At 63.6% G+C, this 26,041-nt stretch carries 26 protein-coding genes; 8 read left to right on the forward strand and 18 right to left on the reverse strand.

Features of this window, described 5'->3' with window-relative positions:
* Positions 1-38: 38 nt before the first annotated feature.
* From ACGYK9_RS15810 to ACGYK9_RS15820, 3 genes are all read left to right on the forward strand, one after another.
* Positions 39-1,370: a capsule biosynthesis protein gene (locus ACGYK9_RS15810; RefSeq protein WP_394412890.1), complete on the forward strand. Its 1,332-nt coding sequence runs from the start codon at positions 39-41 to the stop codon at positions 1,368-1,370.
* A gap of 114 nt (positions 1,371-1,484) precedes the next feature.
* The gene (locus ACGYK9_RS15815) at positions 1,485-2,615 is read left to right on the forward strand and encodes a polysaccharide biosynthesis/export family protein (RefSeq protein ID WP_394412893.1); all 1,131 of its coding nucleotides are present in this window, start codon (positions 1,485-1,487) and stop codon (positions 2,613-2,615) included.
* Positions 2,616-2,624: 9 nt separating this feature from the next.
* Complete coding sequence (locus ACGYK9_RS15820; protein WP_394412896.1) at positions 2,625-4,649, forward strand: capsular polysaccharide biosynthesis protein; 2,025 nt, start codon at positions 2,625-2,627, stop codon at positions 4,647-4,649.
* 3 nt (positions 4,650-4,652) lie between these two features.
* Here the strand turns inward: ACGYK9_RS15820 and ribD are convergent, their stop codons facing one another.
* Together ribD and nrdR are read right to left on the reverse strand one after the other, a co-directional pair.
* Positions 4,653-5,732, reverse strand: coding sequence for a bifunctional diaminohydroxyphosphoribosylaminopyrimidine deaminase/5-amino-6-(5-phosphoribosylamino)uracil reductase RibD (gene ribD / locus ACGYK9_RS15825; RefSeq protein ID WP_394413071.1), 1,080 nt, complete (start codon positions 5,730-5,732; stop codon positions 4,653-4,655).
* 29 nt (positions 5,733-5,761) lie between these two features.
* Positions 5,762-6,229 (reverse strand): transcriptional regulator NrdR, encoded by a 468-nt coding sequence (gene nrdR / locus ACGYK9_RS15830; RefSeq protein ID WP_067264800.1) that lies wholly within the window; start codon positions 6,227-6,229, stop codon positions 5,762-5,764.
* A gap of 186 nt (positions 6,230-6,415) precedes the next feature.
* Between nrdR and ACGYK9_RS15835 the strand changes: the two genes are divergently transcribed.
* Positions 6,416-7,087 carry an SDR family oxidoreductase gene (locus ACGYK9_RS15835; RefSeq protein ID WP_394412899.1) on the forward strand — a complete coding sequence of 224 codons (672 nt, stop codon included), beginning with the start codon at positions 6,416-6,418 and terminating at the stop codon, positions 7,085-7,087.
* Positions 7,088-7,105: 18 nt separating this feature from the next.
* On the opposite strand, the gene ACGYK9_RS15840 is transcribed toward ACGYK9_RS15835, so the two are convergent.
* The 11 genes from ACGYK9_RS15840 to ACGYK9_RS15890 form a co-directional block, all read right to left on the reverse strand.
* Complete coding sequence (locus ACGYK9_RS15840; protein ID WP_394412902.1) at positions 7,106-7,522, reverse strand: secondary thiamine-phosphate synthase enzyme YjbQ; 417 nt, start codon at positions 7,520-7,522, stop codon at positions 7,106-7,108.
* A gap of 1 nt (position 7,523) precedes the next feature.
* Positions 7,524-8,003: a hypothetical protein gene (locus ACGYK9_RS15845; protein ID WP_394412905.1), complete on the reverse strand. Its 480-nt coding sequence runs from the start codon at positions 8,001-8,003 to the stop codon at positions 7,524-7,526.
* Between the two features lie 70 nt (positions 8,004-8,073).
* Positions 8,074-8,487: a hypothetical protein gene (locus ACGYK9_RS15850; protein ID WP_247738233.1), complete on the reverse strand. Its 414-nt coding sequence runs from the start codon at positions 8,485-8,487 to the stop codon at positions 8,074-8,076.
* 101 nt (positions 8,488-8,588) lie between these two features.
* On the reverse strand, positions 8,589-10,571 hold the full coding sequence (gene rpoD, locus ACGYK9_RS15855; RefSeq protein ID WP_394412909.1) for an RNA polymerase sigma factor RpoD: 1,983 nt from the start codon (positions 10,569-10,571) through the stop codon (positions 8,589-8,591).
* A gap of 135 nt (positions 10,572-10,706) precedes the next feature.
* Positions 10,707-12,701, reverse strand: coding sequence for a DNA primase (gene dnaG / locus ACGYK9_RS15860; protein WP_394412912.1), 1,995 nt, complete (start codon positions 12,699-12,701; stop codon positions 10,707-10,709).
* Between the two features lie 114 nt (positions 12,702-12,815).
* A complete protein-coding gene (locus ACGYK9_RS15865; RefSeq protein WP_209219329.1) occupies positions 12,816-13,124 on the reverse strand; it encodes a hypothetical protein in 309 nt (102 codons plus the stop codon).
* 51 nt (positions 13,125-13,175) lie between these two features.
* Positions 13,176-13,712, reverse strand: coding sequence for a sarcosine oxidase subunit gamma (locus ACGYK9_RS15870; RefSeq protein ID WP_394412915.1), 537 nt, complete (start codon positions 13,710-13,712; stop codon positions 13,176-13,178).
* Complete coding sequence (locus tag ACGYK9_RS15875; protein ID WP_394412918.1) at positions 13,705-16,641, reverse strand: sarcosine oxidase subunit alpha family protein; 2,937 nt, start codon at positions 16,639-16,641, stop codon at positions 13,705-13,707. The genes ACGYK9_RS15870 and ACGYK9_RS15875 overlap by 8 nt, the downstream gene beginning before the upstream one ends.
* Positions 16,638-16,910 carry a sarcosine oxidase subunit delta gene (locus tag ACGYK9_RS15880; RefSeq protein WP_394412921.1) on the reverse strand — a complete coding sequence of 91 codons (273 nt, stop codon included), beginning with the start codon at positions 16,908-16,910 and terminating at the stop codon, positions 16,638-16,640. Before ACGYK9_RS15880 ends, ACGYK9_RS15875 begins: the two co-directional genes overlap by 4 nt.
* Before the next feature lie 12 nt (positions 16,911-16,922).
* Positions 16,923-18,176 carry a sarcosine oxidase subunit beta family protein gene (locus tag ACGYK9_RS15885; protein WP_394412924.1) on the reverse strand — a complete coding sequence of 418 codons (1,254 nt, stop codon included), beginning with the start codon at positions 18,174-18,176 and terminating at the stop codon, positions 16,923-16,925.
* A 151-nt stretch (positions 18,177-18,327) separates the two neighbouring features.
* A complete protein-coding gene (locus ACGYK9_RS15890) occupies positions 18,328-19,758 on the reverse strand; it encodes a Glu/Leu/Phe/Val dehydrogenase (protein WP_394412927.1) in 1,431 nt (476 codons plus the stop codon).
* A 346-nt stretch (positions 19,759-20,104) separates the two neighbouring features.
* Between ACGYK9_RS15890 and ACGYK9_RS15895 the strand changes: the two genes are divergently transcribed.
* Genes ACGYK9_RS15895 through ACGYK9_RS15905 form a run of 3 tightly spaced genes read left to right on the forward strand, consistent with a single transcriptional unit; the run spans position 20,105 to position 22,619 of the window.
* Positions 20,105-21,535: a pilus assembly protein TadG-related protein gene (locus ACGYK9_RS15895; protein WP_394412930.1), complete on the forward strand. Its 1,431-nt coding sequence runs from the start codon at positions 20,105-20,107 to the stop codon at positions 21,533-21,535.
* The gene (locus ACGYK9_RS15900) at positions 21,532-22,071 is read left to right on the forward strand and encodes a TadE/TadG family type IV pilus assembly protein (RefSeq protein ID WP_168612391.1); all 540 of its coding nucleotides are present in this window, start codon (positions 21,532-21,534) and stop codon (positions 22,069-22,071) included. Before ACGYK9_RS15895 ends, ACGYK9_RS15900 begins: the two co-directional genes overlap by 4 nt.
* Positions 22,071-22,619 carry a TadE/TadG family type IV pilus assembly protein gene (locus ACGYK9_RS15905; protein WP_394412933.1) on the forward strand — a complete coding sequence of 183 codons (549 nt, stop codon included), beginning with the start codon at positions 22,071-22,073 and terminating at the stop codon, positions 22,617-22,619. The genes ACGYK9_RS15900 and ACGYK9_RS15905 overlap by 1 nt, the downstream gene beginning before the upstream one ends.
* On the opposite strand, the gene ACGYK9_RS15910 is transcribed toward ACGYK9_RS15905, so the two are convergent.
* The 5 genes from ACGYK9_RS15910 to ACGYK9_RS15930 form a co-directional block, all read right to left on the reverse strand.
* On the reverse strand, positions 22,616-23,122 hold the full coding sequence (locus ACGYK9_RS15910; RefSeq protein ID WP_394412936.1) for a hypothetical protein: 507 nt from the start codon (positions 23,120-23,122) through the stop codon (positions 22,616-22,618). The genes ACGYK9_RS15905 and ACGYK9_RS15910 overlap by 4 nt on opposite strands.
* A gap of 112 nt (positions 23,123-23,234) precedes the next feature.
* Positions 23,235-23,753 (reverse strand): periplasmic heavy metal sensor, encoded by a 519-nt coding sequence (locus ACGYK9_RS15915; RefSeq protein ID WP_394422595.1) that lies wholly within the window; start codon positions 23,751-23,753, stop codon positions 23,235-23,237.
* Between the two features lies 1 nt (position 23,754).
* Positions 23,755-24,111 (reverse strand): hypothetical protein, encoded by a 357-nt coding sequence (locus ACGYK9_RS15920; protein WP_394412942.1) that lies wholly within the window; start codon positions 24,109-24,111, stop codon positions 23,755-23,757.
* Positions 24,104-24,700: an RNA polymerase sigma factor gene (locus ACGYK9_RS15925; protein ID WP_394412945.1), complete on the reverse strand. Its 597-nt coding sequence runs from the start codon at positions 24,698-24,700 to the stop codon at positions 24,104-24,106. Before ACGYK9_RS15925 ends, ACGYK9_RS15920 begins: the two co-directional genes overlap by 8 nt.
* Before the next feature lie 46 nt (positions 24,701-24,746).
* Positions 24,747-25,370 carry a calcium sensor EFh gene (locus tag ACGYK9_RS15930; protein ID WP_394412947.1) on the reverse strand — a complete coding sequence of 208 codons (624 nt, stop codon included), beginning with the start codon at positions 25,368-25,370 and terminating at the stop codon, positions 24,747-24,749.
* Positions 25,371-25,588: 218 nt separating this feature from the next.
* Here ACGYK9_RS15930 and ACGYK9_RS15935 point away from each other — a divergent pair, with 218 nt between their 5' ends.
* Positions 25,589-26,005 carry a DUF983 domain-containing protein gene (locus ACGYK9_RS15935; RefSeq protein ID WP_247744700.1) on the forward strand — a complete coding sequence of 139 codons (417 nt, stop codon included), beginning with the start codon at positions 25,589-25,591 and terminating at the stop codon, positions 26,003-26,005.
* Positions 26,006-26,041: the final 36 nt, after the last annotated feature.

The following is a 26,041-nucleotide window of genomic DNA, read 5'->3' on the forward strand; positions in this document are numbered from 1 at the left end:
GGCAAGAGCGGGTGACGCCACATTGTCGCCCCTATTATATGGTGGTTAAGAGGGCAAAGCCCCACCAAAGGACCAGAGTGACCGTGACCGCCGCCCCGACCAGAACCTTCTTGTTCCTGCAAGGACCGCATGGCCCTTTCTTTAACAGTCTGGGCAAGATGCTGCGCCGTGCGGGGGCCGAGGTCTGGCGCGTGGGCTTCAACGCGGGCGACCGGGCCTTTTGGTTTCACCCGTCGACCTACATCCCCTATCGCGGCAGGGTCGAGGATTGGCCGGGCGTCTTTGCCAGTCTGCTGGACGACAAGCAGATCACCGACATCGTGCTTTACGGCGACACCCGCCCCATCCACGCCGAAGCGGTGGCCGAGGCCAAGCGCCGTGGCATCACCGTCCATGTCTTCGAGGAAGGCTATATGCGGCCCTATTGGGTCACCTATGAGCGCGGCGGCTCGAACGGCAACTCGCGACTGATGGAGATGACAATTCCCCAGATGCAGGCCGCCCTCGCCCGCTCAGACATGGAAGCCCCCCTGCCGCCGGGCCATTGGGGCGACATGCGCCACCACATCTTTTACGGCGCGCTTTACCATTGGTTCGTGATGTTCCGGAACGGCGACTACCGCAATTTCAAACCGCATCGCAGCCTGCCGGTGACCAAGGAATTCCGCCTCTACCTCAAGCGCCTGCTGCTGATGCCGGTGCTGGCCGCCGACCGCCTGCTGGCCACGCTAAAAATCCGGCTGGGCGGCTTCCCCTACCATCTGGCGCTGCTGCAATTGGAGCATGATTCCTCTTTCCAGAAACATTCGCCCTTCAACACGATGGCCGATTTCCTTGAACTGGTGATCGAAGGGTTCGCCAAGGGCGCGCCGCAGCATCACCACCTCGTCATCAAGGCGCATCCGCTGGAGGATGGCCGCGTGCCGGTGCGGCGCGATGTCAAACGGCTGGCCCGCGCGCATGGGGTTTCCGACCGTGTCCATTTCGTGCGCGGCGGCAAGCTGGCACAGCTTCTCAATGACACCCGCAGTGCTGTCACGGTGAATTCCACCGCCGGGCAACAGGTGCTTTGGCGCGGCATCCCCCTCAAGGTCTTTGGCCGCGCGGTCTATTCCCAGCCTGAGTTTGTCTCGGACCAGCCGCTGCCGGAATTCTTTGCCACCGCCAACCGCCCCGACAACCGCGCTTATAAGGATTACCGCCGCTATCTGCTTGAAACCTCTCAGGTTCCCGGCGGTTTCTATGCCGCACGCGGGCGGCGGCAATTGCTGCGCCAAGTGGTCGATATGATGCTCGCCACCGAGGATCCCTATGACGCACTGGAACAGGGCACCGCGGCCCCTCGGCAACAGTTGCGGGTCGTCACCTGAGTTAACCCATTCCGCCCTGTAGATTTTTTCGCTAGGCTGCGCTAAGTTGTAAAGTAATACGTCAAGACAATTGGCGATTTCGAGGCAGATATTTCAGGTCGAGGAGACCGGGCAGTGAAATCCGTATCTTTCCGGTGGGCGCGCCCCATCGCAGCGCTGGCGGCGGTGGCCGTCATCTCATCATGTGGCTTGCCGCAGGTCGGACCGAACAAACGGCAAATCTATGCAGGCTCTGTTCAGCGCGAAGGCGATGCCTTTGTCGTCAGCGTGAATGACCGTGTGACCCGCGCCACCGCCGTGGCCCCGGCGCTTGGCTTTTCGGAAAGCTTCAAGAATGCGGGCCGGGTCGGTTCCGACACGATCCAGCCGGGCGACATCCTTGGCATCACGGTTTATGAAAACGTGGACGATCCGCTTCTCGGCGTCGAAGGCGCCCCAGCCACCATGCTGGAAGAGGTGCAGGTCGACGGCGCGGGCTTTATCTTCATCCCCTACGCGGGCCGCATCCGCGCTGCGGGCAACACGCCCGAAGCGATCCGCCGCATCATCACCAACAAGCTGGGCGAACAGACCCCAGACCCGCAGGTCGAAGTGCGCCGCGCCGCCGGTGACGGCTCGACCGTCTCGCTCATCGGTTCCATCGGGGCGCAGGGCGTCTACCCGATCGAACGGCCGACCCGCACGCTGGCCGCCATGCTGGCACGCGCGGGCGGTGTGACCATCATCCCCGAAATCGCGCAGGTCACCGTGATCCGCGGCGGGCAGCGCGGTAAGATTTGGTTCCAAGACCTCTATGACCACCCCGAACTCGATATCGCCCTGCGCCCGGGCGACCGGATTCTGGTCGAGGAAGACACTCGCTCTTTCACCGCGCTTGGTGCCACCGGCGGACAGGCCCGCGTGCCCTTTGAATCGCAAAACCTCTCGCTTTTGGAAGGCATCGCGCAGGTGGGCGGTCTCAGCCCCCTCTCGGCCGACCCCACCGGCGTTTTCGTGTTCCGCAATGAGCCTGAGGAAGTCGCCGAACAGGTGCTGGGGCGCAGCGATCTGACTGGCGCGCAGCGCATGGTCTATGTCACCGACCTGACCAAACCTAACGGCATGTTTATGGCCCGCGATTTCGTGATCCGCGACGGCGACACGATCTATGTGACCGAAGCGCCCTTCACCCAGTGGAGCAAGGTAATCTCGGCCATCACCGGCACGGCGGGTTCGGCGGATAGCATCACCTCGCTGACCGAATGATCCACCCCGGTGGCATTCGAAGCTAACCCATACCAATACCCCGCCGCCGGTCCCGAAAGGAGCCGGCGGCTTTTCGTATATAACGGCGGGTTTCTGACGCAGCGCCGCCTGCGGCGCATCCTGCAACTGTCGGGCCATTCCCTGCGCCTTGGCCTGCCCGGGCCGGATGATGCGGTGGCGGTCTGGGGCAACTCCCCCACCGCGCATCGCGGGCTGGCCGTGGCGGCCAAGCGCGGCGTGCCAGTGATCCGGGTGGAGGACGCATGGCTGCGCTCGCTCCACCCCGGTCGCGCGGGCGAGCCGCCCTTGGGCCTGCTGATCGACAGCCGGGGGGCGCATTTCGACCCTGCCCAGCCCTCGGACCTCGAAGAGCTGCTCGCCCATCACCCGCTGGACGATACCGCCCTTCTGGACCGCGCCCGGGGCGGCATGGCGCAGATGGCCGAGGCGCATCTGACAAAATATGCGGGCTTTGACCCCGACATGCCCGCGCCGGAGCCGGGCTATGTGTTGGTGATCGACCAGACCCGCGGCGATGCCTCGGTCACCGCCTCAGGCGCGGATCGTGCGCGGTTTCTGGAAATGCTTGTCTTCGCGCAAGAGGAACACCCCGGCGCGCGGGTCATCATCAAGAGCCACCCCGAGACGGCACAGGGCTACCGCGCCGGGCATTACGGCCCCGAGGATACCAACGACCGGATCACCCTGCTGACCGATCCCATCAGCCCTTGGGCGCTGTTCGAAGGGGCGGTGGGTGTCTACACGGTCTCTTCGCAAATGGGGTTCGAGGCGATTTTTGCAGGCCACAGACCGCGCGTTTTCGGTCAGCCCTTCTATGCCGGTTGGGGGCTGACGGAGGATGAATTCCCCGTCCAACGCCGCCAGCGCCGCCTTAGCCGCGCGCAACTTTTCGCCGCCGCGATGATCCTCTATCCGACGTGGTACGACCCCTATCGCGACCAGCTCGGCAGTTTCGAGACGGCCCTCACCGCCCTCGCCGCGCAGGCCCGCGCGTGGCGAGAGGATCATCGCGGCTGGGACGCATGGGGCATGCGCCTGTGGAAGCGCCGCCCGCTGCAACAGTTCTTCGGAACGGCCACGCCCCTTCGCTTTCGCAAAGGCCCGGCAGAAGTCCCCAAGCCGCCCCGCCGCGCCATGGTCTGGGCCAGCAAGGCCGAGGTCGCGCCCCAAGATGCGCTGCGGGTCGAGGACGGGTTTCTGCGCTCGCGTGGGCTGGGGGCCGAACTGGTCCCGCCCCTGTCGCTGGTCTGCGACGATCTGGGCATCTACTACGATCCCCAAGGGCCGAGCCGGTTAGAGCAATGGATCGCGAAACGCGCAGACTTGCGCCCCGATCAACTGGCCCGCGCGCGGGCACTGATCGCGGCGCTGACTGGGGCGGGCCTCAGCAAATACAACCTCGGCGGTGCCGCGCCCAACCTGCCGCCGGGGCGGCGCATCCTCGTCCCCGGACAGGTCGAAGACGACGCCTCCATCCTCACAGGCACGGGTGATGTGTGCAGCAACGCGGCCCTGCTGGCCGCCGCACGCGCCGCAAACCCGGATGACGTGATCCTCTACAAACCCCACCCTGATGTTGAAGCGGGCCTGCGCAAAGGCGCGACTGAGGCGGGCGACGCCGATCTGATCCTGCACCAGGCCGACCCGGTGGCGCTTCTCAGCCAAGTCGACGCGGTTTGGACCATGACTTCCCTCTTGGGGTTCGAAGCGCTCCTCCGCCGGGTGCCGGTGGTAACCTTGGGCGCGCCCTTCTACGCGGGCTGGGGGCTGACCGAAGACCGGGGCGATGTGCCCCCCCGCCGCCGGGCGACACCGACGCTCGAAGGGCTCGTTCATGCCGCGCTCATCGATTACCCGCGCTACCGCGACCCGGTCAGCGGCTTGCCCTGCCCCGTCGAGGTGGTCGTCGAACGGCTGGCCACGGGCCGCCTGCCCCGCGCCGGCTTGGGCAATAGAATGCTGTCGAAGCTCCAAGGGGTCTTTGCCAGCCAGAGCCACCTCTGGCGGCGATAGCGCTCAATCGGCTGCGTTGCGCCGCCAAATGTGCAGCAGGTCCGGCCCAATCTGCTGACTGGATTGCGGCACAAAGCGCGGCGCCTCGGCCAGCCGCGACAGACCAAGCGCCCCAATGCCGGGCAGACCTTCGGCCCCGATCACCAGCCCGGAGGTAAACCCCACCAGCCGGTCGACCAAATCCGCCTCGATGAGCGAGGCGGCCAAGGCGCTGCCGCCCTCGCAGAAAATCCTTGTGAGACCATGCGCCGCCAATTGCCGCATCACATCCTGCGGGTCTAACTGCGCCCCGCGTGCGGCACAGGGCAGCAGTGTCGCCCCCAGATCGGCCCACGCTTTGACCAAAGCCGGATCGGCATCCGCACCGTGGCAGAGGATCAAAGGCACCTCAGCCGCCGTGCGCGCCAGTTGCCCCATCAACGGCAGGTCGAGCCTGCGCGAGACGACAACACGCGCCGGTTGCTGGGCAAGCCCGAGACCGCGCACCGTCAGGCTCGGGTCGTCCTTGCGGGCGGTGCCCGCCCCGACCATCACCGCGTCATGACGGCTGCGCATGGCATGGGTCAGCCGCCGCGCGGGGGCGTCGGTGATCCACTGGCTTTCGCCCGTGCCGGTGGCGATGCGCCCGTCAAAGGAATTGGCCAGCTTCAGCGTCAGCATCGGGCGGCCCAGATCGGTGCGGCAGAAAAAACCGGCGTTATCCGCGCGGGCCGCGTCTTCGTGCAGCCCGACCGAGACCTCGATCCCGGCATCTTGCAACATCGCGATGCCGCGCCCGTTGACCCGCGCGTCGTCATCCTGCGTCGCGATCACCACGCGGGCCACGCCTGCGTCGATCAGCGCCTGCGCACAGGGCGGCGTTTTGCCGTGGTGGGAACAGGGTTCAAGCGTGACATAGACCGTCGCCCCCCGCGCCGCCGCCCCCGCCTGCGCCAGCGCCTGCGGCTCGGCGTGGGGGCGCCCGCCCGGCTGGGTCCAACCGCGCCCGACGATCCGCGTGCCTTGCACGATGACACAGCCCACCGCCGGGTTGGGCCAGACATTGCCCTGCCCGCGCCGCCCCAAGGACAGCGCCAGCGCCATATACCGCGCGTCGCTCACCCTCTCGCCGGTCACTCTTCCGGCAGGGCGTCGGGCCGCAGCTCCTGAACGAATTTGTCGAAATCGTCCGCGGCTTGGAAGTTCTTGTAAACAGAAGCGAAACGCACATAGGCCACGGTGTCGATCCGGGCCAGCGCCTCCATCACGATCTCACCGATATGTTTTGAGCTGATGTCGGTCTCACCCATGCTTTCCAACCGGCGCACGATGCCCGAGATCATCTGATCGATACGTTCGGGATCAATGGGGCGTTTCTGCATGGAAATACGGATCGAGCGTTCCAGCTTGTCGCGGTCAAAATCCTCGCGCTTGCCGGATGTCTTGATCACCACAAGATCGCGCAGTTGCACTCGCTCATAGGTGGTGAAGCGGCCCCCACAGGCCGGGCAGAACCGTCTGCGCCGGATCGAGACGTGATCCTCGGCCGGGCGGCTGTCTTTCACTTGGGTGTCGATATTTCCGCAAAACGGGCAGCGCATCGGCCGTCCCCCTCTTCATCCTGCCTCACTTGTGGGGCGCGCGGCCCTCTTGTCAAAACTTATAGGGGAGCCGCGAGGTTTTGGGTAGAGAAGATTTCCACAGCTATATCTTGCGTTCAAAAATGTGTCATGGACCCGACGCCATGCCCCTGCGTTGGTCAGCGAAGGCTATAAACGGAGCATACCATGACCAAGACACTTTTCCTGACCGGCGCCTCCAGCGGGATCGGCGCCGCCACCGCCCGCGCCGCCGCGAAAGCGGGCTGGAACATCGGCCTCTTTGCCCGGAGCGAAGAGAAATTGAACGCCCTCGCCGATGAGATCGGCGATCAGGCGTTAGTGCTGGTGGGCGACGCCACCGATTACGACGCGCAGAAACAGGCAATCGACAAACTGGCCGATCACTTCGGACAGGTCGACGCTGCCTTCGCCAACGCCGGGCGCGGCACCAGCCCGGCGGGGACAGAGAATGGCGACCCGCAGGATTGGAAAGCGATGGTCGACCTCAACATCATGGGCGCGCTCTATACCGCCCATGCCGCCATGCCGCATCTGCGCAAGACCACGGGGCAATATATCGTGACCGGTTCTGCTGCCGGACGGCGTCATATCCGAGGGTCGATCTACGGGGCGACCAAGTGGTTTATCCACGGCTACGCAGGTAACCTGGCGGATGAGATGGCCGAATGGGGTGGCCGCTGCATGGTGGTCTCACCCGGCATGGTCGACACCGCCTTTTTCGACGAGGCCAAACCCGACAAGCTGCAACCTGAGGACGTGGCAGATGCAGTGATGCATGCGCTCGAAGCGCCCGCGCGGGCGGCGGTGCGGGAAATTCATCTGATGCCGACGGGGTGACCCCTGCCCGGTCCGGCGTCAGTCGGGCCGGAAATGCGCCGCGATGCGCCGCTGATGCGGGGCATCGCGATGCTCGAACAGGTAGATGCCTTGCCAAGTCCCCAGCATCACCCGCCCCCGCGCGACAGGGATGCTAAGGCTCACCGGCAGGACCGAGGCTTTGATATGCGCGGGCATATCATCCGGCCCTTCCATCAGATGCGTGAGATAGCGCATTTCTGGCGCGTCAGCGGGCGGCACCAGCCGCGCAAAATAGGCCAAGAGGTCACGTTGCACATCCGGGTCTGCGTTCTCTTGGATCAGCAAAGAGGCCGAGGTGTGCTGCACCATGAGCGTCAGCAGCCCGTCCCCCTGCCCCGCAATCCAGCGGGCCACGTCATTCGTGAACTCGTAGAGCGCCTGACCGCGGGTTTGAATGGTAAAGACTGTCTGCATCTCAGCAGCCTCCCCAGTGCTGCGCCTCAGCGTCCCAACATTGGCCAGCCGCCTCTTTCGCGTCGCTTATGGCAAAGAGGCCCAGTTCCGCTGACCCCCTGTCGCAGGAAAGCGAGGCGATCTCGCGCCCATTCTCGCGCACCGTTACCCCGCCATCGCTGATCTGATCGAGTTTGTCGAAAGAGCTATGGACCTCATATGTAAAAGCGCCATTCCGAAAGGTCGTGCTTTCCCAGATGGCGCGACCTATGCCCGGCCAAGGCTGATGCGCCACCTCCGTGATCGGAGCGCTCAGGGTCAGACCGGGCACGTCAGGCGGGCCGAAGCGGTAGATCACCTCTTCCCCGTCGAGGCAGACCTCCAACTGCTTCGCCCCATGGTCAATCGTACAGGTTAGAACCGTGGCGCTGCGCTGGTGGCAGTGGGCATGGGCTTGGCTGATGCCAAGGCTCAGAAACAAGCTGGCGAGTAGAAAACGCATGAGATCAATCCGTCGTAACAATACCCGCAGAATAAGCCCGCCACCGCGTAAAAACAACGGCTTGCCCGGTTCAGAAATCCCGCAACTCAATTATGCGATCCAGACAGAACTGCCGGGCATGATGGCTGGGCAGGTTCTCCCCCGCGCGGTTGATCGTGACGGAATAGGACTGCCCCCTGTCGCCGCTCGCCCGCTCAGGGTTGGTGGTGTAAACGACGCCGGTACGGCCCACACCGCTCACCGACGGGCCGCGGGGGGTTTTGATATAAAGCCGCTCCCCGCGCGGCAGGCCCAGCACGTCCTGCGCAAACTCCGCCGCGGCGCACCAGATGTGACGCGCGCCTGCGCCGTGGTCTTCGATCACCTCGAACTCCTGCGCGGTGAGGGGCACGACGATCAGCCGGTTCTCGGCCCGGTAGGCCTGTGCGGCGGCTTGCAGCGGCAGCATAAGACAAAGAAGGGTAAGGACAGTTTTGCGCATCATGGGAACCTTCTTGGGATACCCCCTTGATGTAAGCGGCGCGGGCGGCAGGTCAAAGACCCGCCCCGCAAAAGAAAACGCGGCCACCGGGGCCGCGTTTTGGCTTATTGATCCAGGAAGCTGCGCAACTTGCGCGAGCGGCTCGGGTGTTTGAGCTTACGCAGCGCCTTGGCCTCGATCTGACGGATACGTTCGCGCGTGACCGAGAATTGCTGGCCGACCTCTTCGAGCGTGTGGTCGGTGTTCATGCCGATACCGAAACGCATCCGCAGCACGCGTTCCTCGCGCGGGGTGAGCGAAGACAGCACGCGCGTCGTGGTCTCCTTGAGGTTTTCCTGAATGGCACTGTCGAGCGGCAGCACGGCATTCTTGTCCTCGATGAAATCACCCAACTGGCTGTCTTCCTCGTCGCCGATGGGCGTCTCAAGGCTGATCGGCTCCTTGGCGATCTTCATCACCTTGCGGACCTTTTCGAGCGGCATTTGCAGCTTCTCGGCCAGTTCCTCCGGTGTGGGCTCGCGGCCAATTTCGTGCAGCATCTGGCGACCGGTCCGGACCAGCTTGTTGATCGTCTCGATCATATGCACCGGAATGCGGATGGTGCGTGCTTGGTCAGCAATCGAGCGGGTGATCGCCTGACGGATCCACCATGTCGCGTAGGTGCTGAACTTGTAGCCGCGGCGGTACTCGAACTTGTCCACGGCCTTCATCAGGCCGATGTTGCCTTCCTGAATGAGATCAAGGAATTGCAGACCGCGGTTCGTGTACTTTTTGGCGATGGAGATCACGAGACGCAGGTTCGCCTCGACCATTTCCTTCTTGGCCTGACGCGCTTCTTTCTCACCCTTCTGGACCTGCTGCACGATGCGGCGGAATTCAGAGATGTCGAGGCCGACATATTGGCCAACCTGCGCCATGTCGGCACGCAGTTCTTCGACCTTTTCGGAGGAGCGTTCGATGAACATCTGCCAGCCACGACCGGACTTCTCGGCCATCCGCTCCATCCAGTTGGGATCAAGCTCATAGCCGCGGTAATTGTCGACAAATTCCTTGCGGTTGATGCGCGCTTGGTCGGCGAGCTTCACCATGGCGCTGTCGATCTGCATGATGCGGCGGTTAATGCCGTAAAGCTGGTCGATCAGCGCTTCGATACGATTGTTGTGCAGGTGCAGGTCGTTCACCAAAAGCACGATTTCCGACCGCAGCTTCTGATAGGTCTCTTCCTGTTCCTTGGTGAAAGAGCCGTCTTCGTTCAGCGTGGCCGAGATGCGGCTGTCCTGCATCGCGCTGAGCTTTTCATAGTCATCCGCGATGATGTCGAGCGCTTCGAGAACCTGAGGCTTCAGCGCCGCTTCCATGGCCGCAAGGCTCATGTTGGCTTGTTCGTCCTCGTCGTCGTCGTCGTCGGAAGAGATCGGATTGCCGTCGGCGTCATACTCGGGCTTGGACTCTTCGGTCTTGCTCTCGGCCCCGGCGGCGGGGGCGACGACCGGAGAGGTCTCCTCCTCATCGCCCATCTGCGTGCCAAAGGTGGCTTCAAGGTCGATCACATCGCGCAGCAGAATGTCTTCGGAGAGAAGTTCGTCACGCCAGATGGTGATGGCCTGGAAGGTCAGCGGGCTTTCGCAAAGCCCGGCGATCATCGTGTTGCGCCCGGCCTCGATCCGCTTGGCGATGGCGATCTCGCCCTCGCGGCTCAGCAATTCGACGCTGCCCATCTCGCGCAGGTACATGCGCACCGGGTCATCGGTGCGGTCAAGCTTCTCGGAAGTGCCGGAGGACAGCGCCACATCGCGGTTGGACTCAGTGGTCGCAACCTCGGTCGAGCCTTTGTTCTCTTCCTCTTCGGCTTCCTCGTCTTCGATGATGTTGATGCCCATTTCCGAGAGCATCGACATCACGTCTTCGATCTGTTCCGAGCTGACCTGATCGGGCGGCAGCACCGTGTTGAGCTGATCATAGGTGATATAGCCCTTCTCGCGGGCCTCACCGATCATCTTCTTCACGGCGGCTTGGCTCATGTCGAGCGAGTGGCCGGCCTCTGAATCGTTGCTCTTTGCGTCGTCATTCGTATCTTTGGCAGCCATCTCATGCTCCTTCAGCGCGTCAGCGCGAATCATCCGCAGACGATTCGGTTTTCCGAATCATGCGGGGTTATGGGTGATTCTTAAACCCGTTGCCCAGCATTTTCAAAAAGTCCTGCAAATGGGCCACGCCGATGCTCATCCGCGGCCCTTTGACTTGTCATATTTAATCGTTCCCAACAGCGCGTCCAATGCGCTGCGCTCATCGCGGTCCATCGTCATGCCGTTGTCGCCCACGTCGAATTCCCCGTTGCTTTCTTCCTGTGCGCTGCGGCGGGCAAGATCGGCAGCACGGGCCGCTTCGCTCAAACGCCAGGTGACCCCCTCATCCGCCGGGCCGCTGAGGTCTTCGACGGCTTCGGCGATCTCTTCGTTCAGCCCACGGGCGGCATCCAGTTTGGCCAGTTCCTCGGCCACGGTCAGGCGGGTCATGTCCACATTGCCGGGATTGCGGATGCAGGGCGTGATGGCAACGTGGCGTTGCCCCTTCATGTTTTCAAGTGTCTCCCAGCCGAGGGAATAGGAAATCTCCTCGCGCAACGTCTCTTCGCCCGCATGGCCAAAGCGCAGCAGCAGATCGCGCAGCCGCGCGTGATCAGGATCATCGCAGCGCATCGCCTCCAACCCGGTCTCGAAGGTCTCGATCAACTGCGGGCAATCGACGAGGGCCACAAGGATCACCGCCTCGCGCAGATGCATGCCCACCTGCTCATCGCTCATCGCCACGAGAGCCGAGGCTTTGGTGCTGGCCAGCGGGGCCAGCGGCGCGCCCCAAGCAGCGCCCTTGCCGCCTTTGCCCTTGCCCGGCGCTTTGCCCCCGACGGGGCGAAATTCGGGCCGTTTCTTTTGCGGACGGAACAGCTCCCACCGCAGATCCTTGATCTCTTGCCCATAGTGGCTGCGGATCGACGGGTCGCGGATCAGTTTGATCTTTTCGCGCAGGCTTTTGTCCAGCGCCGCCTTGCGTTCGGGGCTGTCGAAAACCTTGCCTTCGGTCTCACGCTGCCACAGCAGGCGCACCATGGGCAGGGCATTGTCCAAGAGCTTTTGCAAGGCCCCCGCCCCCTGCGCGCGCAGCAAATCGTCGGGGTCCTGCCCCTCGGGCATCACGGCGAAACGCAGGCTTTGCCCGGCCTCCAACAGCGGAAGCGCCAGATCAATCAATCGGAGCGCGGCGCGTTGGCCCGCCGCATCGCCATCCAGCGTGATGATCGGCTCAGGCGCGATACGCCACAACATCTGCAATTGGTTCTCGGTGATCGCAGTGCCCAAGGGGGCCACGGCCCCTTCGAACCCCGCCCCATGCAGGGCGATCACATCCATATAGCCTTCGGCCACGATCAGCGGCTGCCCTCGCCCTGCGGCGGCGCGGGCGTGTTTGACGTTGTAAAGGCTGCGGCCCTTGTCAAAAAGTTCGGTCTCGGGCGAGTTGAGGTATTTCGCCTTATCCTCCGGGTCCATCGCGCGACCGCCGAAGGCAATCGCCCGCCCGCGCGCATCGCGGATCGGGAACATGATGCGCCCCCGGAACGTGTCATAGGGTTTGCCGCCCTTGGACGAGGGTTTCGCCAGCCCCGCGCCGAGGATCAACTCATCCGCCACGCCCTTGGCCTTCAGCGCATCCCAAAGCCCCTGCCAACTGTTCGGAGCAAAGCCAATCTCCCAATGCGCCTGCGCCTGTTCCGACAACCCGCGCTTGGCCAGATAGTCGCGCGCCGCGCCCGCAGCCCCGGTGCGCAATTGCAGGCGAAACCATTGCACCGCCTGTTCCATCACCTCGGCCAGTTGCGTGCGTTTGTCGGCCTTGGCCTGCGCGCGGGGGTCTTGCTTGGGGATCGGCATGCCGACTTCGCGGGCGATGATCTCCACCGCTTCCATGAAGCTCACATTCTCGGTCTCGCGCACGAAAGAGATTGCATCCCCTTTTGCGTGGCACCCAAAGCAGTAGTAGAACCCTTTGCGATCATCGACGTGAAAGCTGGCGGATTTTTCCTGATGGAAGGGGCATGGCGCCCACATGTCGCCCTTGCCCTGATTGGACTTTCGGTTGTCCCAAATGACCTTGCGCCCCACCACCTGAGACAGGCTGGCGCGGTCACGCAGTTCTTCCAAAAATCCGGGGGGCAGGCTCATGGCTTCATATACCGGCTGGGGCAGTTCAGAGTCCAGAGGAGGCAGAGCGGCAGCGGGCGGTAAAACGCCCCTTTTGCCGGGCAGCGCCCCCTGCCCGGCACGGCGTTGGTCAGCCTATTGGGCGAGGCACATTTCTTTCCACGCGGCGGCGAGATCGTTCTTTTTCACGTCGCGCATCTTCATCTCGTAGACCCAAGGGGTCACCAGCGGGATCGCGGTGTTGAAGCTTTCGGGCCATGTCGCCTTGGCCTTCACGGCGGCGGGCACTTGGCGTTCCTTCACCCGGTCGAGGCGGGCCTGCTGCACGGCGGCGACCACGGCGGCCTGATGCATGCAGCTCGTCTCTTTCTTCGAGGCCGCCAGCGCCGGGCCCGAGACCGCCATGCTGATCGCGGCCAATGCGGCGAAAATCGTTTTGTTCATGTCTATGCTCCGTTGTTTGCCTAACGGGGATTCGGGCCCCTGCCGCACAACCTAGCGCCGCGATGCCACCGCTTCCATAGCGCGGCGCAACTCCTGCACCAAAGTGGCGGCCATCGACCGATAGACCATCAGCAAAAAGCCGGTATCGGTGCGGGTGATCGCGGCGGGCATTTCGCGCAAGGGGCTGCGCAGAGTCTGACTGGGTTTGAAGGCCGCCACGCGCAGGTCCACCGGGGCCAGCCGCGCCAGCACATCTTCGGCCCCCGGCCCCTGCAACTCTGCCACCGCCCATCCGTCCGAGACGTCGACAAGGGCTGCATGTTTCGCAAGCGCCTCATCCGGCGCGGGCCCGACAAGCAGCGCTTCGTCCCGGCCAAACCACAGGCAGCGCGCATCGCCCTTGGCGGTACTCTGAAGCGGTTCCGGCAGGGCAACCCCATGGGCGGCCTCCAGCGCCTTGGTGAGGGCCGCCGGATCAAACACGCCCAGCACGGTCAACTGGCCCAGATCGCGGGCCGTCATCGTCATCTCACCGATGTGCAGCGGGAGCAGATCGCCGAACGGCGTTTGCGCTTTCAATTCAACCACGGGGGCGCCCTCCTTCCGGGTCCACAAAGACCGGGGCGCAGATCTCCACCTCCGCCTCGATTTCGCGCAGATGGTCGACCATGCGCATCACCTCCCCATGCCGTGCGCGGCCCCGGGTGACAAAGCCCAGCCCGATAAAAGTGCCAACATCCGGCGAAAAGCCGACCGAGGTTGTATGCCCCTGCACATTCTCGCGGCTGGCCTCGGCTCCGGCCTCGAACAGAAACGCCCCTGCGGTGAGTTGTTTCACCGCGCCGACGGGCCGCATCCCGACCAGTTGCGCGCGGTTTGGGTCGCGCAGGCCGGGGCGTTCGGACATGGTCTTGCCGATGCAATCCTTGGCATCCGACAGCATCCGCCCCATGCCGATATCCTCTGCCGTGGCGCGGCCGTCGATCTCTGCATGGGTGATATGGCCCTTTTCCAACCGCAACACGTTGAGTGCCTCCATCCCATAGGCGCCGCCCTCCAGCGCCTCGGCCCGCGCGACCAGCAGATCAAACAGCGCCGCGCCATAGCGCGCGGGCACGGCGATCTCATAGGCATGTTCGCCGGAGAAGGAGATGCGGAACAGCCGCGCCGCGACCCCGCCGAGCCGCACATCGCCGCAGGCCATGAAGGGGAAGCTCTCATTGTCGATCGGCTGCTCCAGCAGCCTGTTCAGCAATTCACGAGACTTCGGCCCCGCCACGGCGAATTGCGCCCATTGTTCGGTGACCGAAGACAGATGCACCTGCCATTCGGGATGGAGACATTGCGTGACGAATTCCAGATGGCGCATCACCTCACCGGCAGCGCCGGTGGTGGTGGTCATCAGGTAATGCGTCTCACCCAAACGCGCGCAGGTGCCATCGTCCATGACGAAACCGTCTTCGCGCAGAATCAGCCCATAGCGTACCTTACCGACCTTCAAGCTGTTGAACTTGTTCGTATAAACCAGATCGAGCAGCTTGGCCGCATCCGGCCCCTGAATGTCGATCTTGCCTAGGGTCGAGACATCGCAGATGCCCACCGTCTTGCGGACAAAGCCGACCTCGCGATCACAGGATTGACGCCAGTTGCGCTCCTGCCCGCGCGGAAAATAGCTGGGGCGATACCACAGCCCCGCCTCCACCATCGGGGCATTCATGGCAAGGCTGGCCGCGTGGCTGGTGGTCAGCCGTTCGGGCGCAAAGCCCTTGCCCTGCCCACCCGCGCCCATCGCTGCAATCGCAACCGGGGTATAGGGCGGGCGGAAGGTGGTCGTGCCCGTCTCGGCAATGCCGCGCCCGGTGGCATCTGCCAGCACCGCCAGCGCCGCCACGTTGGAGTTCTTGCCCTGATCGGGGGCCATGCCTTGGGTCGTGTAGCGCTTCATATGCTCGACCGAGCGGAAGCTCTCGGCCGCCGCCTGCTGCACATCCTTCACGCAGACATCGTTCTGGAAATCCAGCCACGCCCGGCCCTTGCCCGGCACTGCCCAAAGCGGGGCAAGGCGGTAGGTCGCGTCATCGGCCTGCGGCAGATCGATGGGCTCTGGCTTGCGGCCGAAAGCCGCCAACGCGTCCCCTGCCGCCGCCACACCCGCCGCAAGGCAGCCGTGGGTCGAGAAGCTGCCGTTACAGGCTCCCGCCACATGCATCCCCGGCACCGCGCCGGGGGTGGGCACAAAAGCATGGATCTCCGGCGACCATGTCGGTCGCCCGTTCATATGGCAGGTGAGATGCAGCGATGGGTTCCAACCGCCCGACATGGCCAGACAGTCGGCCTGTATCTTATGCACGCCCCCGGCGGTGCGGATCGACACCGCCTCCAACTCCTTGCCGCCCGAGGTGTTGCAGACCACCGCCCCGCTCAGCACCGGGAAATCCGCGCCATCGCGGCTGACCCCCTCGCGGCTGTCGATCAGCGCGGCCACATGCACGCCTGCTGCCGCCAGATCGCGGGCCGTGCGGTGGGCGTCGTCGTTATTGCCAAAGACCGCAACCTGCTTGCCCGGGGCCACGCCCCAGCGATTGAGATAGGCGCGCACCGCGCCTGCGGTCATGATGCCCGGGCGGTCGTTGTTGGCGAAGGCCACGGGGCGCTCCAACGCGCCTGCCGCGAGGATGGATTGCTTGGCTGCGATGCGCCAGAAACACTCAAGCGGCGCGCCCTCGCCCCGCCGCGCGCGGTGTTGGTTGACCCGTTCGAGCGCGCCGAACATCCCGCCGTCATAGGCGCCGGTCACCGTCGTGCGGGGCATCAGCCGCACATTGTCCATCGCCGCGAGTTCCGCGACCACGCCCGCCGCCCATACATGGCCCGGCTCACCATCGACACGCTCGTTCTCGGCATTCAGCCGCCCGCCCATCAGCGCATCTTCGTCGGTGAGGATCACATCCGCCCCCGCCCGCGCCGCCACCAGCGCCGCCATCAGACCCGTCGGGCCTGCACCGATCACCAAAAGATCGCAAAAGGCATAGGCTTTCTCATAGGCGTCCGCGTTGGGCTGGCCGCTCAGCCGCCCCAGACCCGCCGCGCGGCGGATCACCGGCTCATAGACGCGCCGCCAAAAATTGCGCGGCCACATGAAGGTCTTGTAATAGAACCCCGCCCCGAGGAACGGCGACGCCAGATCGTTCACCGCCATGAGGTCGAGATCGAGGCTCGGCCAAGCGTTTTGGCTGCGCACCTGCAAACCTTCGTAAATCTCTTGCATGGTGGCGCGAACGTTGGGCTCTGACGCGGGACCGACGCCGGTGGTCACCAACGCGTTCGGCTCTTCGCTGCCCGCGCTCAGCACCCCGCGCGGGCGGTGGTATTTGAATGACCGCCCCATCAGCCGCTGCCCATTCGCCAGCATGGCCGAGGCGACCGTATCGCCCGCAAAGCCGTCGTAGCGCCGCCCGTCGAAGGTAAAGCTGACCGGCGTCTCCCGGTCGATCAATCCGCGCCCTGCAATCCTCATGCCATGGCCCTTTTCACATCCGATGCCAATTCCACGGCCCGCACCGCATGGGTCACCGTATCGCGGGTGACGACGAGCCAGGCGCCGCAGCCGGTCTCATGCTGCCACAGGTCGCGGGTCTCTCCCGCAGGGTTGTTGCGCAGGTGCAGATAGGCGTCCCAGTCCTCATCCGAGGCATCGGGCGCAGGCCGGGCCAAGGCGATGGCATCGCCGCGATAATAGAACTCCCGCCGATCCCGGCTGCCGCAGATGGGGCATTCGATCCGCATATTGGCCCTCCCTCAATGCAAGTTGTGCTGAGACCCGGTGGCCTCTTCATCTATCAGACCTTCGCCCGAACGGAACCGGTCGAGCCTGAAGCCCGCCGCCGTCTCATGGGGCTGCCCGGTGGCCATCAGATGCGCCAGCGCATAGCCCGAGGCGGGCACCGCCTTGAAGCCGCCGTAGCACCAGCCGCAGTCGACGAACAAACCCTCGGTCTCGGTCTTGTCGATGATCGGGCTGCCATCGGGGGTCATGTCCATGATCCCACCCCAAGAGCGCAGCAGGCGGGCCTTGCCGATCATCGGCATCAGGGTCATCCCCGCCTCCATCACATGTTCCATCATCGGCAGGTTGCCGCGCTGCGCGTAGGAGGCATAGAAATCCAGATCGCCGCCAAAGACCAACCCGCCCTTGTCGGACTGGCTGATATAGAAATGCCCCATGCCAAAGCTGATCACATGGTCGATCACGGGCTTCAACCCTTCGGACACGAAAGCCTGCAAAACATGGCTCTCGATCGGCAGGCGCATCCCGGCCATCGCCGCCACCTGCCCCGAGCGCCCTGCCGTGACGATCGCCACCTTCTTGGCCCGGATCGCACCGCGCGTGGTCTGCACGCCGCGCACGCGGCCATTTTCAATGTCGATGCCGGTGACTTCGCATTGCTGGATCAGATCGACACCGCGCTGGTCCGCGCCGCGCGCATAGCCCCAAGCCACCGCATCGTGGCGCGCCGTGCCCCCGCGCCGGTGCAGCAACCCGCCGTGGATCGGAAAGCGCCCGTTGTCATAGTCCAGATAGGGCAGCAGTTTGCGCAGGCCGTCGCGGTCGAGCAGTTCCGCATCGTCGCCCTGATTGATCATCGCATTGCCGCGCCGGGCCGAAGCATCGCGCTGCGCGTCTGAGTGAAACAGGGTGATCACGCCGCGCTGGCTGAACATCACGTTATAGTTCAACTCTTCCGACAGCCCCTCCCAGAGTTTCAGCGAATGGCTGTAGAACTCGGAATTGCCGGGCAGAAAGTAATTGCCGCGCACCACGGTCGTGTTGCGCCCGACGTTGCCCCCGCCAAGGTAGCCTTTTTCAAGCACCGCGATATTCGTCATGCCGTGGTTCTTGGCGAGGTAATAGGCCGTGCTCAGCCCATGCCCGCCACCGCCGATGATCACCGCGTCATATTCCGCCTGCGGCTCTGGATCGCGCCATTGCGCCGTCCAACCCCGATTGCCGGTCAAGCCTTCGCGCAATACCCGCAGTCCTGAAAATCGCATCATTCGCCTCCCCCGGTCTTGGCGCAGTCAAGCAACTTGGGGCGCAAGTATCAATGACCGAAAACGCATCTCGCCCCCATCCCGGCCCCAGACGGCAAAAAGGGGCGCAGGACGCCCCTTTTTCGATCACTTGCGAGAGGGTTACGCCCCTTCAAAGCCCCTTGGCGTGATAGCTCGCCGCGACCTTTTCGATCGAGACGAGATAGGCCGCCGTGCGCAGGTCATCGACATCGTCGCGGCTGTGCCAGACATGGGCCATCGCCTCATAGGCCGTGCGCATCGTGTCATCGAGACCGGAGCGGACCAGTTCCAACTCCCCCGCACCGCGCAGGTACTTCTCTTTGAAGTCGGGGCTCAGCGTCCAGCCGAGGTCCTTATCCGCGCTCAGCCGCTCAAGCTCATCCACCACCAGTTGGTGACGCGACTCCTCGGCGCGGCGCTGCATGCGGCCAAAGCGGATGTGGCTGAGGTTCTTGACCCACTCGAAGTAAGACACCGTCACACCGCCCGCGTTGGCATACATATCAGGCACGATCACCGTGCCCTTCTTGCGCAGCACCTCATCCGCACCGGCGGTCACCGGACCGTTCGCGGCCTCGATGATCAGGGGCGCCTTGATACGTTCGGCATTGGTGAGGTTGATCACCCCCTCAAGTGCGGCGGGGATCAGGATATCGCAATCCGCTTCCAGAAACTTGGCGCCATCCTCCTCGAACTTCGCATCGGCATAGCCTTTGATCGTGCCGTGCTTTTCGATCCACTTGTGTACGGCTTCGACGTTCAGCCCGTCTTCGCTGTGCAGCGCACCGTCGCGCTCAATGATCGCGGTGATCTTCGCGCCATCCTCTTCGCTCAGGAACTTGGCGGCGTGATAGCCCACGTTGCCGAGACCCTGAATGATGACCCGCTTGCCGTCGAGCTTGCCCGAAAGGCCCGCTTTCTTCAGCCCCTCGGGATCGCGGAAGAAGGCTTGGAGCGCATATTGCACGCCCCGGCCTGTCGCCTCGGTCCGGCCTTGGATACCGCCCGCGTTGATCGGCTTGCCGGTGACACAGGCCACACCGTTGATGTCGGTGGTGTTCATGCGTTTGTACTGGTCCGCGATCCAAGCCATCTCACGCTCGCCGGTGCCCATGTCGGGGGCGGGCACGTTCTGCGCGGGGTGGATCATGTCGCGCTTGATCAGCTCATAGGCAAAACGCCGGGTGATCAATTCAAGCTCATGCTCGTCATATTCACGCGGATCAATGCACAGCCCGCCTTTGGAGCCGCCAAAGGGCGCCTCAACCAGCGCGCATTTATAGGTCATCAGCGCCGCCAGCGCTTCGACCTCGTTCTGGTTCACCGCCATGGAATAGCGGATACCGCCTTTGACGGGCTCCATATGTTCGGAATGGACCGAGCGATAGCCGGTGAAGGTGTGGATACGGCCCCGCAGACGTACGCCGAAACGCACCGTGTAGGTGGCATTGCAAACGCGGATTTTCTCTTCGAGACCGGGCGGCAAATCCATCAGCGCGACCGCGCGATTGAACATCAGGTCCACACTGTCGCGGAAACTCGGCTCATTGGCTGGATTCATCGGTCTCTCCTCTTCTTGTCCGGTCGCGGTCCCTTTGTTTGCGGGCGCGACTCATCTGGCTGCCCTAGGGGCATGCAGTCGCACCGTAGGACGCCTCATAGCGGGGCGCGACCCAATTCCTCGCGATTTGCGAAACTTTATCAACCGTGGGTAGGAGCGGAATGGGCAACCCTCCCCGCTGGGTGGAAATCACCCGAAAAGGCCATAAAAACCGGCCCCAAGCGCCGCCTATTGCCCCAGATGCGCCAAACTCTGGACACTTTCCCGCAGCACAACAGAAACAAGGCAAATGCCGCCCATTCCCTTTGGTGCCCGCAGGACGCCACTGGAAAAGAGGTTCATGAAGATGCGCGATACATCTCACAGATCAGACAGCTCCCTGCGGCCCCTGCCCGCGTTTCTCCAGCGTTTCGCGCGCGAGGAAGACGGGTTGGTCACGCTGTTCGCCATCATGATGATCCTGTTGATGATCCTCATGGGCGGCATCGGCGTGGACCTGATGCGCCATGAGCGCGAACGCGCAAGGGTGCAGGCCGTGGCCGACCGCGCCGTGCTGGCGGCAGCCGATCTCGACCAGACGCTCAGCCCCGAAGCTGTCGCCCGCGATTATTTCGACAAGGCAGGGCTGGCCGAATATGTGTCCAGCGTGACGGTCGACGAAGGGTTGAACTACCGCCGTGTCACCGTCGATGCCTCGCGCACGCTCAACACGATGTTCATGAGTAAATTCGGCCAAGACCGGCTGCATGTCCCTGCCAAATCTACGGCGGAGGAAAAGGTGAACAAGGTCGAGATTTCTATGGTGCTCGATATCTCGGGCTCCATGCGGGAGAATGGCAAGATGGCCAACCTCCATGACGCGAGCGACGCCTTCATCGACACCGTGCTGAAGCCCGAGAACGCGGACCTGATCTCGATCTCCGTCGTGCCCTATACCGCGCAGGTCAACGTCGGGAAGGACATCATGGATGAGTTGAACGTCACCCAGCTGCATTCCTTCTCCCATTGCGTTGATTTCGACGACAGCGAGTTTGACCTCACCGCCATCAGCCAGACCCGCAGCTATGAGCATATGCAGCACTTCGAGGCGGGCTATAGCTGGAACGGCTATCACCGCGACAACACCGGCCGTTATGACAACATCTACAACCCCGGCTGCCCGAAGCAGGATTACGAAGAAGTCGCGCCCTATTCGCAGAACGCCACTGCGCTGAAAGCCCGGATTTCCAATTTCCAGCCCCGTGCGAACACCGCCATTCATCTGGGAATGAAATGGGGCGTAGCGCTGCTCGACCCGTCCTTCCGCGCGATCAATCAAGCCATCGGCGGCGATGCGGCCTTCCAAGGCCGCCCGGCTGATTACGGCGATATCGACACGCTGAAAACGGTGATCCTGATGACTGACGGGGTGAACGTGACCACCCGCCGGATCAACCGCCAAGTCTACGCCAACCGGGACCACTACCGCCATTGGAGCGATTACCCCTTCTACTGGTGGCTGAACCGCAATGTCCGTTCAAGCGAGCGTCACCGCTGGTACTGGACGAAATACAGCGCATCGCAGGCCGACGCCCTGCTCGACAACATCTGCGACGCGGCCAAGGCCAAGGGCATCGTAATCTGGTCGATCGGCTTTGAAGTGACCGACCATGGCGCATCGGTGATGAAGAACTGCGCCTCCTCCGACAGCCATTTCTTCCGCGTCGAAGGGGTGGAAATCGTCAGCGCGTTCGAGGCCATCGCCCGCCAGATCAACCAGTTGAGGCTGACGCAATGATACAGCGCTGCATCAAGGCATGGCGCCGGTTTCGCGGCGATGAAGATGGCTCGGCCATGCTGATGGAATTCGCCATCCTGTCGCCACTGCTGTTCGGCTGCCTGCTCATGTCCGTCGAGATGAGCTTTTACGCCATCCGCCACATGTTCCTTGACCGGGGTCTCGACATGACAGTGCGCTACATCCGGCTGAACACCAATACCCCGATGACGCATCAGACCATCAAGGACAAAATCTGCGAGGCCGCGATCTTTTTGGATGACTGCGAAGAGACGCTGCGCCTTGAGATGATCCGCGTGGACCCACGCAATTTCGCCAGCTTCGACCAGTCGCCCGATTGCGTCGACACTTCCGAAGACCCCAGACCGGTGCGCGGCTGGACCCTTGGGGTCGAGCATCAGTTGATGCTGCTGCGCGCCTGCGCACGGTTTGAGCCCTTCTTTCCGACTACCGGCCTTGGCTATGCCCTTGAGAAGGACGGCGCAGGCCGTGTTTCCATGGTCTCAAGCGCGGCCTTCGTACAGGAGCCGAACTGATGCGCGCTCTCCGCAGTCTGCTGGCCCGGTTCAAAGGGCGCGAAGACGGCTCCATCGCCGTCGAGACGGTGATCATGTTGCCGCTGATGTTCTGGGCCTATCTGGCCATGTATTCGACCTTTGACACCTTCCGGATGTACAACCTCAACCAGACGGCGGCCTATACCGTGGGCGATGCCATCTCGCGCGAGACGCAGGCGATTGACGCGGACTATCTGCGCGGGATGCAAGAACTGTTCGAGTATCTCACCCGGGGCACCGGGCAAACCGCGATACGGGTCAGCTCGCTTTGGTATGACGCGGAAAACAACCGCTATCAGGCCGATTGGTCGCAGGTTCGCGGCACGGTTGAGCCTTTGACCAGCGACGATGTGCGCGATTGGCATGACAAGCTGCCCGTTATGCCCAATAACGAACGCGTCACGTTGGTTGAGACTTGGCGTGACTTCGAGCCGCTGTTCAAAACCGGGTTGGAGCGGCGCGACATTCACAACTTCGTCTTCACCCGCCCGCGCTATGCGCCACGCACGGTCTGGTCGGACGGTTAAGCGGTCTCACGCTCGGCCAGTTTGGCGCGGATGATCTCGGCGATGAGCTTGGTTTCATTGGCCGGGGTCATGCCGCCCACGCCGATCCGGCGGCCAAGGCTCCACCACAGGCCCAAGCGCCAGCCCCGCGCCACGCGGCGTTTGGTCTTGAGCAGGAAACCGTTCGAGGGTTTGACCGCGAAAGCGCCCTGATCGATGCGCGCGATCTCGTCCATGCGGACGATCACCCGGCCATCGGCATCGCGCAGCGCCTCTTCGGTCAGTTCCACCGCGCTGGCGGTGGCGCGGCGCATCACCTCGGCAATCGCGATAAAGCCAAGTCCCACCAGCACCAGTACGCTCTGCCAGACCGGATCAGGCGAGCGGGTCAGCGCGGAATAGATCAGCAGCAACCCCAGCCCCGCCAGTGACAAGAGCCCCACCGCACGCCGCGCGGGTGACGCCTTGGCCGTGGCCAGAACGGTTTCCGCGCCGCTGTGCATCGTCTGAGAGGTGTCGGTCATGGGCCGGGCTTTCTAAGGGGCAAGGGGCCGGTTAACGCCGCCCCCTGCCGGGGTCATTCGCCCTCGGCCTAGCCCGCCGACCGGCAAAGGGCAAGACCGGGTACCGGCCCGCTCACCGTTCGGGTCTGCCGTCGCGTTTGCCTTTTTTGCGGGGCGGCCCCGCTTCCAGCCGCTGTTGCAGCTTGTCGGCATAGTCTTGACGGGCGGCGGCATCCATCGCGCTGACCTCGGCCAACCAAGCGTCATGGGCGACCTGCTGAACACCCGCGGCAGCCTCCCCTTGGGCGGCGAGCACCGCGGCGGCCACATCCGCCTGAAACGGCTCGGCCCGAAGCGCGGCAAGCATTTCGTCGTAAAGCGCGCGCCGCGCTTCCCGGTCGAGGTGATGCGCCTTGCCGCTGGCGCGCATTTTGCTGTGCAGTTCGTGCCGCGTCTCGGGCGGCAGTGTCTGTACGTAGGGCGAGGCATAGCTGCGCAGCCCCGGCAAATCGCCAGCGCCACGCGGCCCCGGCCCGCCATGACGCCACATCGCCCCGCCAAGCGCGCCGAGGATCATCACGTTCAACGCCAGCGACAGACCAAGCGCCAATCGCATGAGGCGCCTGCGCCGTGTTGTGGGATCCTGTGTCATCTCAACTTTCCTCCATGTCCCAGCCAAACCCGCCGAGTTCGGTGGCCGTCTCAGCCTCGCTGATATCCAAAGTCTCGGCCTCCCATGTGCCGGTCACGAACTGCCCGGCCAAATCCGGCATGCCCTCGGGCGGGGCCACTCCGACCCAAACCCCGACAGCCGCGGCAGTGGCAAGACCGCTCAGCCCCGCCGCACCGCCCAAGAGTTGCCAGAGCGCTTGATGCCACGGTTGGCGCGGCGCTTTGGGCATATGCGCTTCGGCATCGGCCAGAACGCGCGCCTGCAAATCGGCCGAGACCTGTGGCGGATTGGCCCGGGCCGCGGCAAAGAAATCTTCCAGATCGTCGACGTCACTCATTTTCAAACCCCAATGCGTCCCGTTGTGCCGACAGTTGCGCGGCCAATGCCCGTTTGCCCCGTGCGGTCAGGCTTTCCACCGCTTCGACCCCGATGCCCAGCACCTCGGCGATCTCGGGGTTGGCCATACCGTCGATATGGCGCAATACCACCGCTTGCCGCTGGCGGTCGGGCAAAGTGGCCAGCGCCTGTTGCAGGGCGTCCACACGGGCGGCCTGCTGCATCTGCTGCGCGGCACCGGGGGTCGGATCGGCAGGTTCTGCCACATCATCGAGCCCGGCCACCCCCGCCCCACGGCGGCGGAGCCGGTCGGTGCAGAGGTTGGCCACGACACGGTAGAGCCAAGTGGTCACCTTGGCCTCGCCCCTGCGCCACTTCGGCGCCTGACGCCAAAGCCGCAGCATCGCCTCTTGGGCCACATCCTCGGCCTCGGCCCGGTCGCCAAGCACCCGCAGCGCATGGCCGTGAACGCGTGGCACCAGCCGCGCGGTCAACAACCGTGCCGCCGCCGCGTCGCCATTGGCGTAGCGTTGCAATAACTCGGCATCCGCATCCTGCTGCGCGTTGGGCAAATCCTGCATCCCGTCCATGGCTAAGGTCCGGGCGCGCCATGATCAAGCGCGCCCGAGGCTTCATTTAGTCGCGCTGCGGCTTGTCATGGTCCATTTTGTCACCCTTATGGTGCCGCTTGCCATGCATTTTTTTCGCCGCTTCGAACTCTTCGGCGCTGACGCTGCCGTTACCGTCTTTGTCCAGACGTTCGAACATCTTGGCCGGATCGTGGCGCTGCGTCATCTCTTCCATCGAGAGTTTGCCGTCGTCATTGGCGTCCATACGCTCGATCATATGTGCGCCTTTATCGCCGCGCTTCTCACCGTGTTTATCACCGTGCTTGCCGCCCTCTTTGCCGCCGCGCTTGCCACCGTGTTTATCGCCCATGGCTTCCAATTCGGAAGCGTCGAGGCTGCCGTTGCCGTCGGTGTCGAAACGCTCAACCATCTTGGCGGCGCGATCGGCGCGGCGCGCATCGCCTGCGGCCTTCAGCTCTTCGCCGGTCACGAAACCGTCGCCATCGGCATCAACCTTGGCAAAACGCGCCTCGGCATGGGCCTGAAACTCTGCCTGCGTGATCGCACCGTTGCCATCTGCGTCAAGCTGCTGAAACCGGTCCTGCCCGTTTGGCTGGGCGGTGGCGGCCACGGCACCCACGGCCAACAATCCGCTGAGGGCTGCGATCTTCATATTGGTACGAATGGTCATCTTGATACTCCTCGTTTTTTAAAGATCGTCTCACGCTTTTGCGCCGCGATCACAGGGTCAAACGGCGGAGCCAGAAACTTCCGTCGCAGGTTTTCAAACTTTTTTCGAGAAAATCGGCAAAGCCCCGCCCTGCGCGACATGGCGCCGCAACGGCAACCTCCGGTCTTTTCATTTCACGCCCCAGACTGCATCTATCCCTCAACCAGAGGATCGCCCCCATGTCACAGACCCAGCAATTGTCCCCCGACACCGCAGAGACCGATGCCAGCGAAGAGCGGCCCCGCTTGCCTGCCATGCTGCGCGGTTGGCGTGGCAAATGCCCCTCCTGCGGGGGCGGAGAGCTGCTGCATGGCTATCTGAAAGTGAACGACGACTGCGCGGTTTGCCGTCAGGAGTTCCACCACCACCGCGCCGATGACGGCCCGGCCTATCTGACCATTCTGCTGGTCGGTCACCTTTTGGCACCGGGGCTGCACATCGCCTATGTGGTCTGGCGGCCCGAACCTCTGACCCTGTTCACCATTTTTGCGGTTGGCTGCACGGCGCTGTCGCTTTACCTTCTGCCCAGACTGAAGGGGGCCATGATCGGCTTTCAATGGGCCAAAAGGATGGGCGGCTTCGGCCGGTCAAACTAAGGCGGCCTGCCCTTCGGCCCCTGACTGCCGGAGCGC

It is taken from the genome of Sulfitobacter sp. 1A15258 (assembly GCF_043557045.1).
GTDB lineage: Bacteria > Pseudomonadota > Alphaproteobacteria > Rhodobacterales > Rhodobacteraceae > Sulfitobacter > Sulfitobacter faviae.

What these genes read in the sequence shown, in the direction of transcription:
- ACGYK9_RS15810 (WP_394412890.1), top strand. Translation starts at nt 39, where the DNA reads ATGGTGGTTAAGAGGGCAAAGCCCCACCAAAGGACCAGAGTGACCGTG.
- ribD (WP_394413071.1), bottom strand. Translation starts at nt 5,732, where the DNA reads ATGGCGCTGGCGCTGTCCTTGGGGCGGCGCGGGCAGGGCAATGTCTGG.
- nrdR (WP_067264800.1), bottom strand. Translation starts at nt 6,229, where the DNA reads ATGCGCTGCCCGTTTTGCGGAAATATCGACACCCAAGTGAAAGACAGC.
- ACGYK9_RS15835 (WP_394412899.1), top strand. Translation starts at nt 6,416, where the DNA reads ATGACCAAGACACTTTTCCTGACCGGCGCCTCCAGCGGGATCGGCGCC.
- ACGYK9_RS15840 (WP_394412902.1), bottom strand. Translation starts at nt 7,522, where the DNA reads ATGCAGACAGTCTTTACCATTCAAACCCGCGGTCAGGCGCTCTACGAG.
- ACGYK9_RS15845 (WP_394412905.1), bottom strand. Translation starts at nt 8,003, where the DNA reads ATGCGTTTTCTACTCGCCAGCTTGTTTCTGAGCCTTGGCATCAGCCAA.
- ACGYK9_RS15850 (WP_247738233.1), bottom strand. Translation starts at nt 8,487, where the DNA reads ATGATGCGCAAAACTGTCCTTACCCTTCTTTGTCTTATGCTGCCGCTG.
- rpoD (WP_394412909.1), bottom strand. Translation starts at nt 10,571, where the DNA reads ATGGCTGCCAAAGATACGAATGACGACGCAAAGAGCAACGATTCAGAG.
- dnaG (WP_394412912.1), bottom strand. Translation starts at nt 12,701, where the DNA reads ATGAGCCTGCCCCCCGGATTTTTGGAAGAACTGCGTGACCGCGCCAGC.
- ACGYK9_RS15865 (WP_209219329.1), bottom strand. Translation starts at nt 13,124, where the DNA reads ATGAACAAAACGATTTTCGCCGCATTGGCCGCGATCAGCATGGCGGTC.
- ACGYK9_RS15875 (WP_394412918.1), bottom strand. Translation starts at nt 16,641, where the DNA reads ATGAGGATTGCAGGGCGCGGATTGATCGACCGGGAGACGCCGGTCAGC.
- ACGYK9_RS15880 (WP_394412921.1), bottom strand. Translation starts at nt 16,910, where the DNA reads ATGCGGATCGAATGCCCCATCTGCGGCAGCCGGGATCGGCGGGAGTTC.
- ACGYK9_RS15885 (WP_394412924.1), bottom strand. Translation starts at nt 18,176, where the DNA reads ATGCGATTTTCAGGACTGCGGGTATTGCGCGAAGGCTTGACCGGCAAT.
- ACGYK9_RS15890 (WP_394412927.1), bottom strand. Translation starts at nt 19,758, where the DNA reads ATGAATCCAGCCAATGAGCCGAGTTTCCGCGACAGTGTGGACCTGATG.
- ACGYK9_RS15895 (WP_394412930.1), top strand. Translation starts at nt 20,105, where the DNA reads ATGCGCGATACATCTCACAGATCAGACAGCTCCCTGCGGCCCCTGCCC.
- ACGYK9_RS15900 (WP_168612391.1), top strand. Translation starts at nt 21,532, where the DNA reads ATGATACAGCGCTGCATCAAGGCATGGCGCCGGTTTCGCGGCGATGAA.
- ACGYK9_RS15905 (WP_394412933.1), top strand. Translation starts at nt 22,071, where the DNA reads ATGCGCGCTCTCCGCAGTCTGCTGGCCCGGTTCAAAGGGCGCGAAGAC.
- ACGYK9_RS15910 (WP_394412936.1), bottom strand. Translation starts at nt 23,122, where the DNA reads ATGACCGACACCTCTCAGACGATGCACAGCGGCGCGGAAACCGTTCTG.
- ACGYK9_RS15915 (WP_394422595.1), bottom strand. Translation starts at nt 23,753, where the DNA reads ATGACACAGGATCCCACAACACGGCGCAGGCGCCTCATGCGATTGGCG.
- ACGYK9_RS15920 (WP_394412942.1), bottom strand. Translation starts at nt 24,111, where the DNA reads ATGAGTGACGTCGACGATCTGGAAGATTTCTTTGCCGCGGCCCGGGCC.
- ACGYK9_RS15925 (WP_394412945.1), bottom strand. Translation starts at nt 24,700, where the DNA reads ATGGACGGGATGCAGGATTTGCCCAACGCGCAGCAGGATGCGGATGCC.
- ACGYK9_RS15930 (WP_394412947.1), bottom strand. Translation starts at nt 25,370, where the DNA reads ATGACCATTCGTACCAATATGAAGATCGCAGCCCTCAGCGGATTGTTG.
- ACGYK9_RS15935 (WP_247744700.1), top strand. Translation starts at nt 25,589, where the DNA reads ATGTCACAGACCCAGCAATTGTCCCCCGACACCGCAGAGACCGATGCC.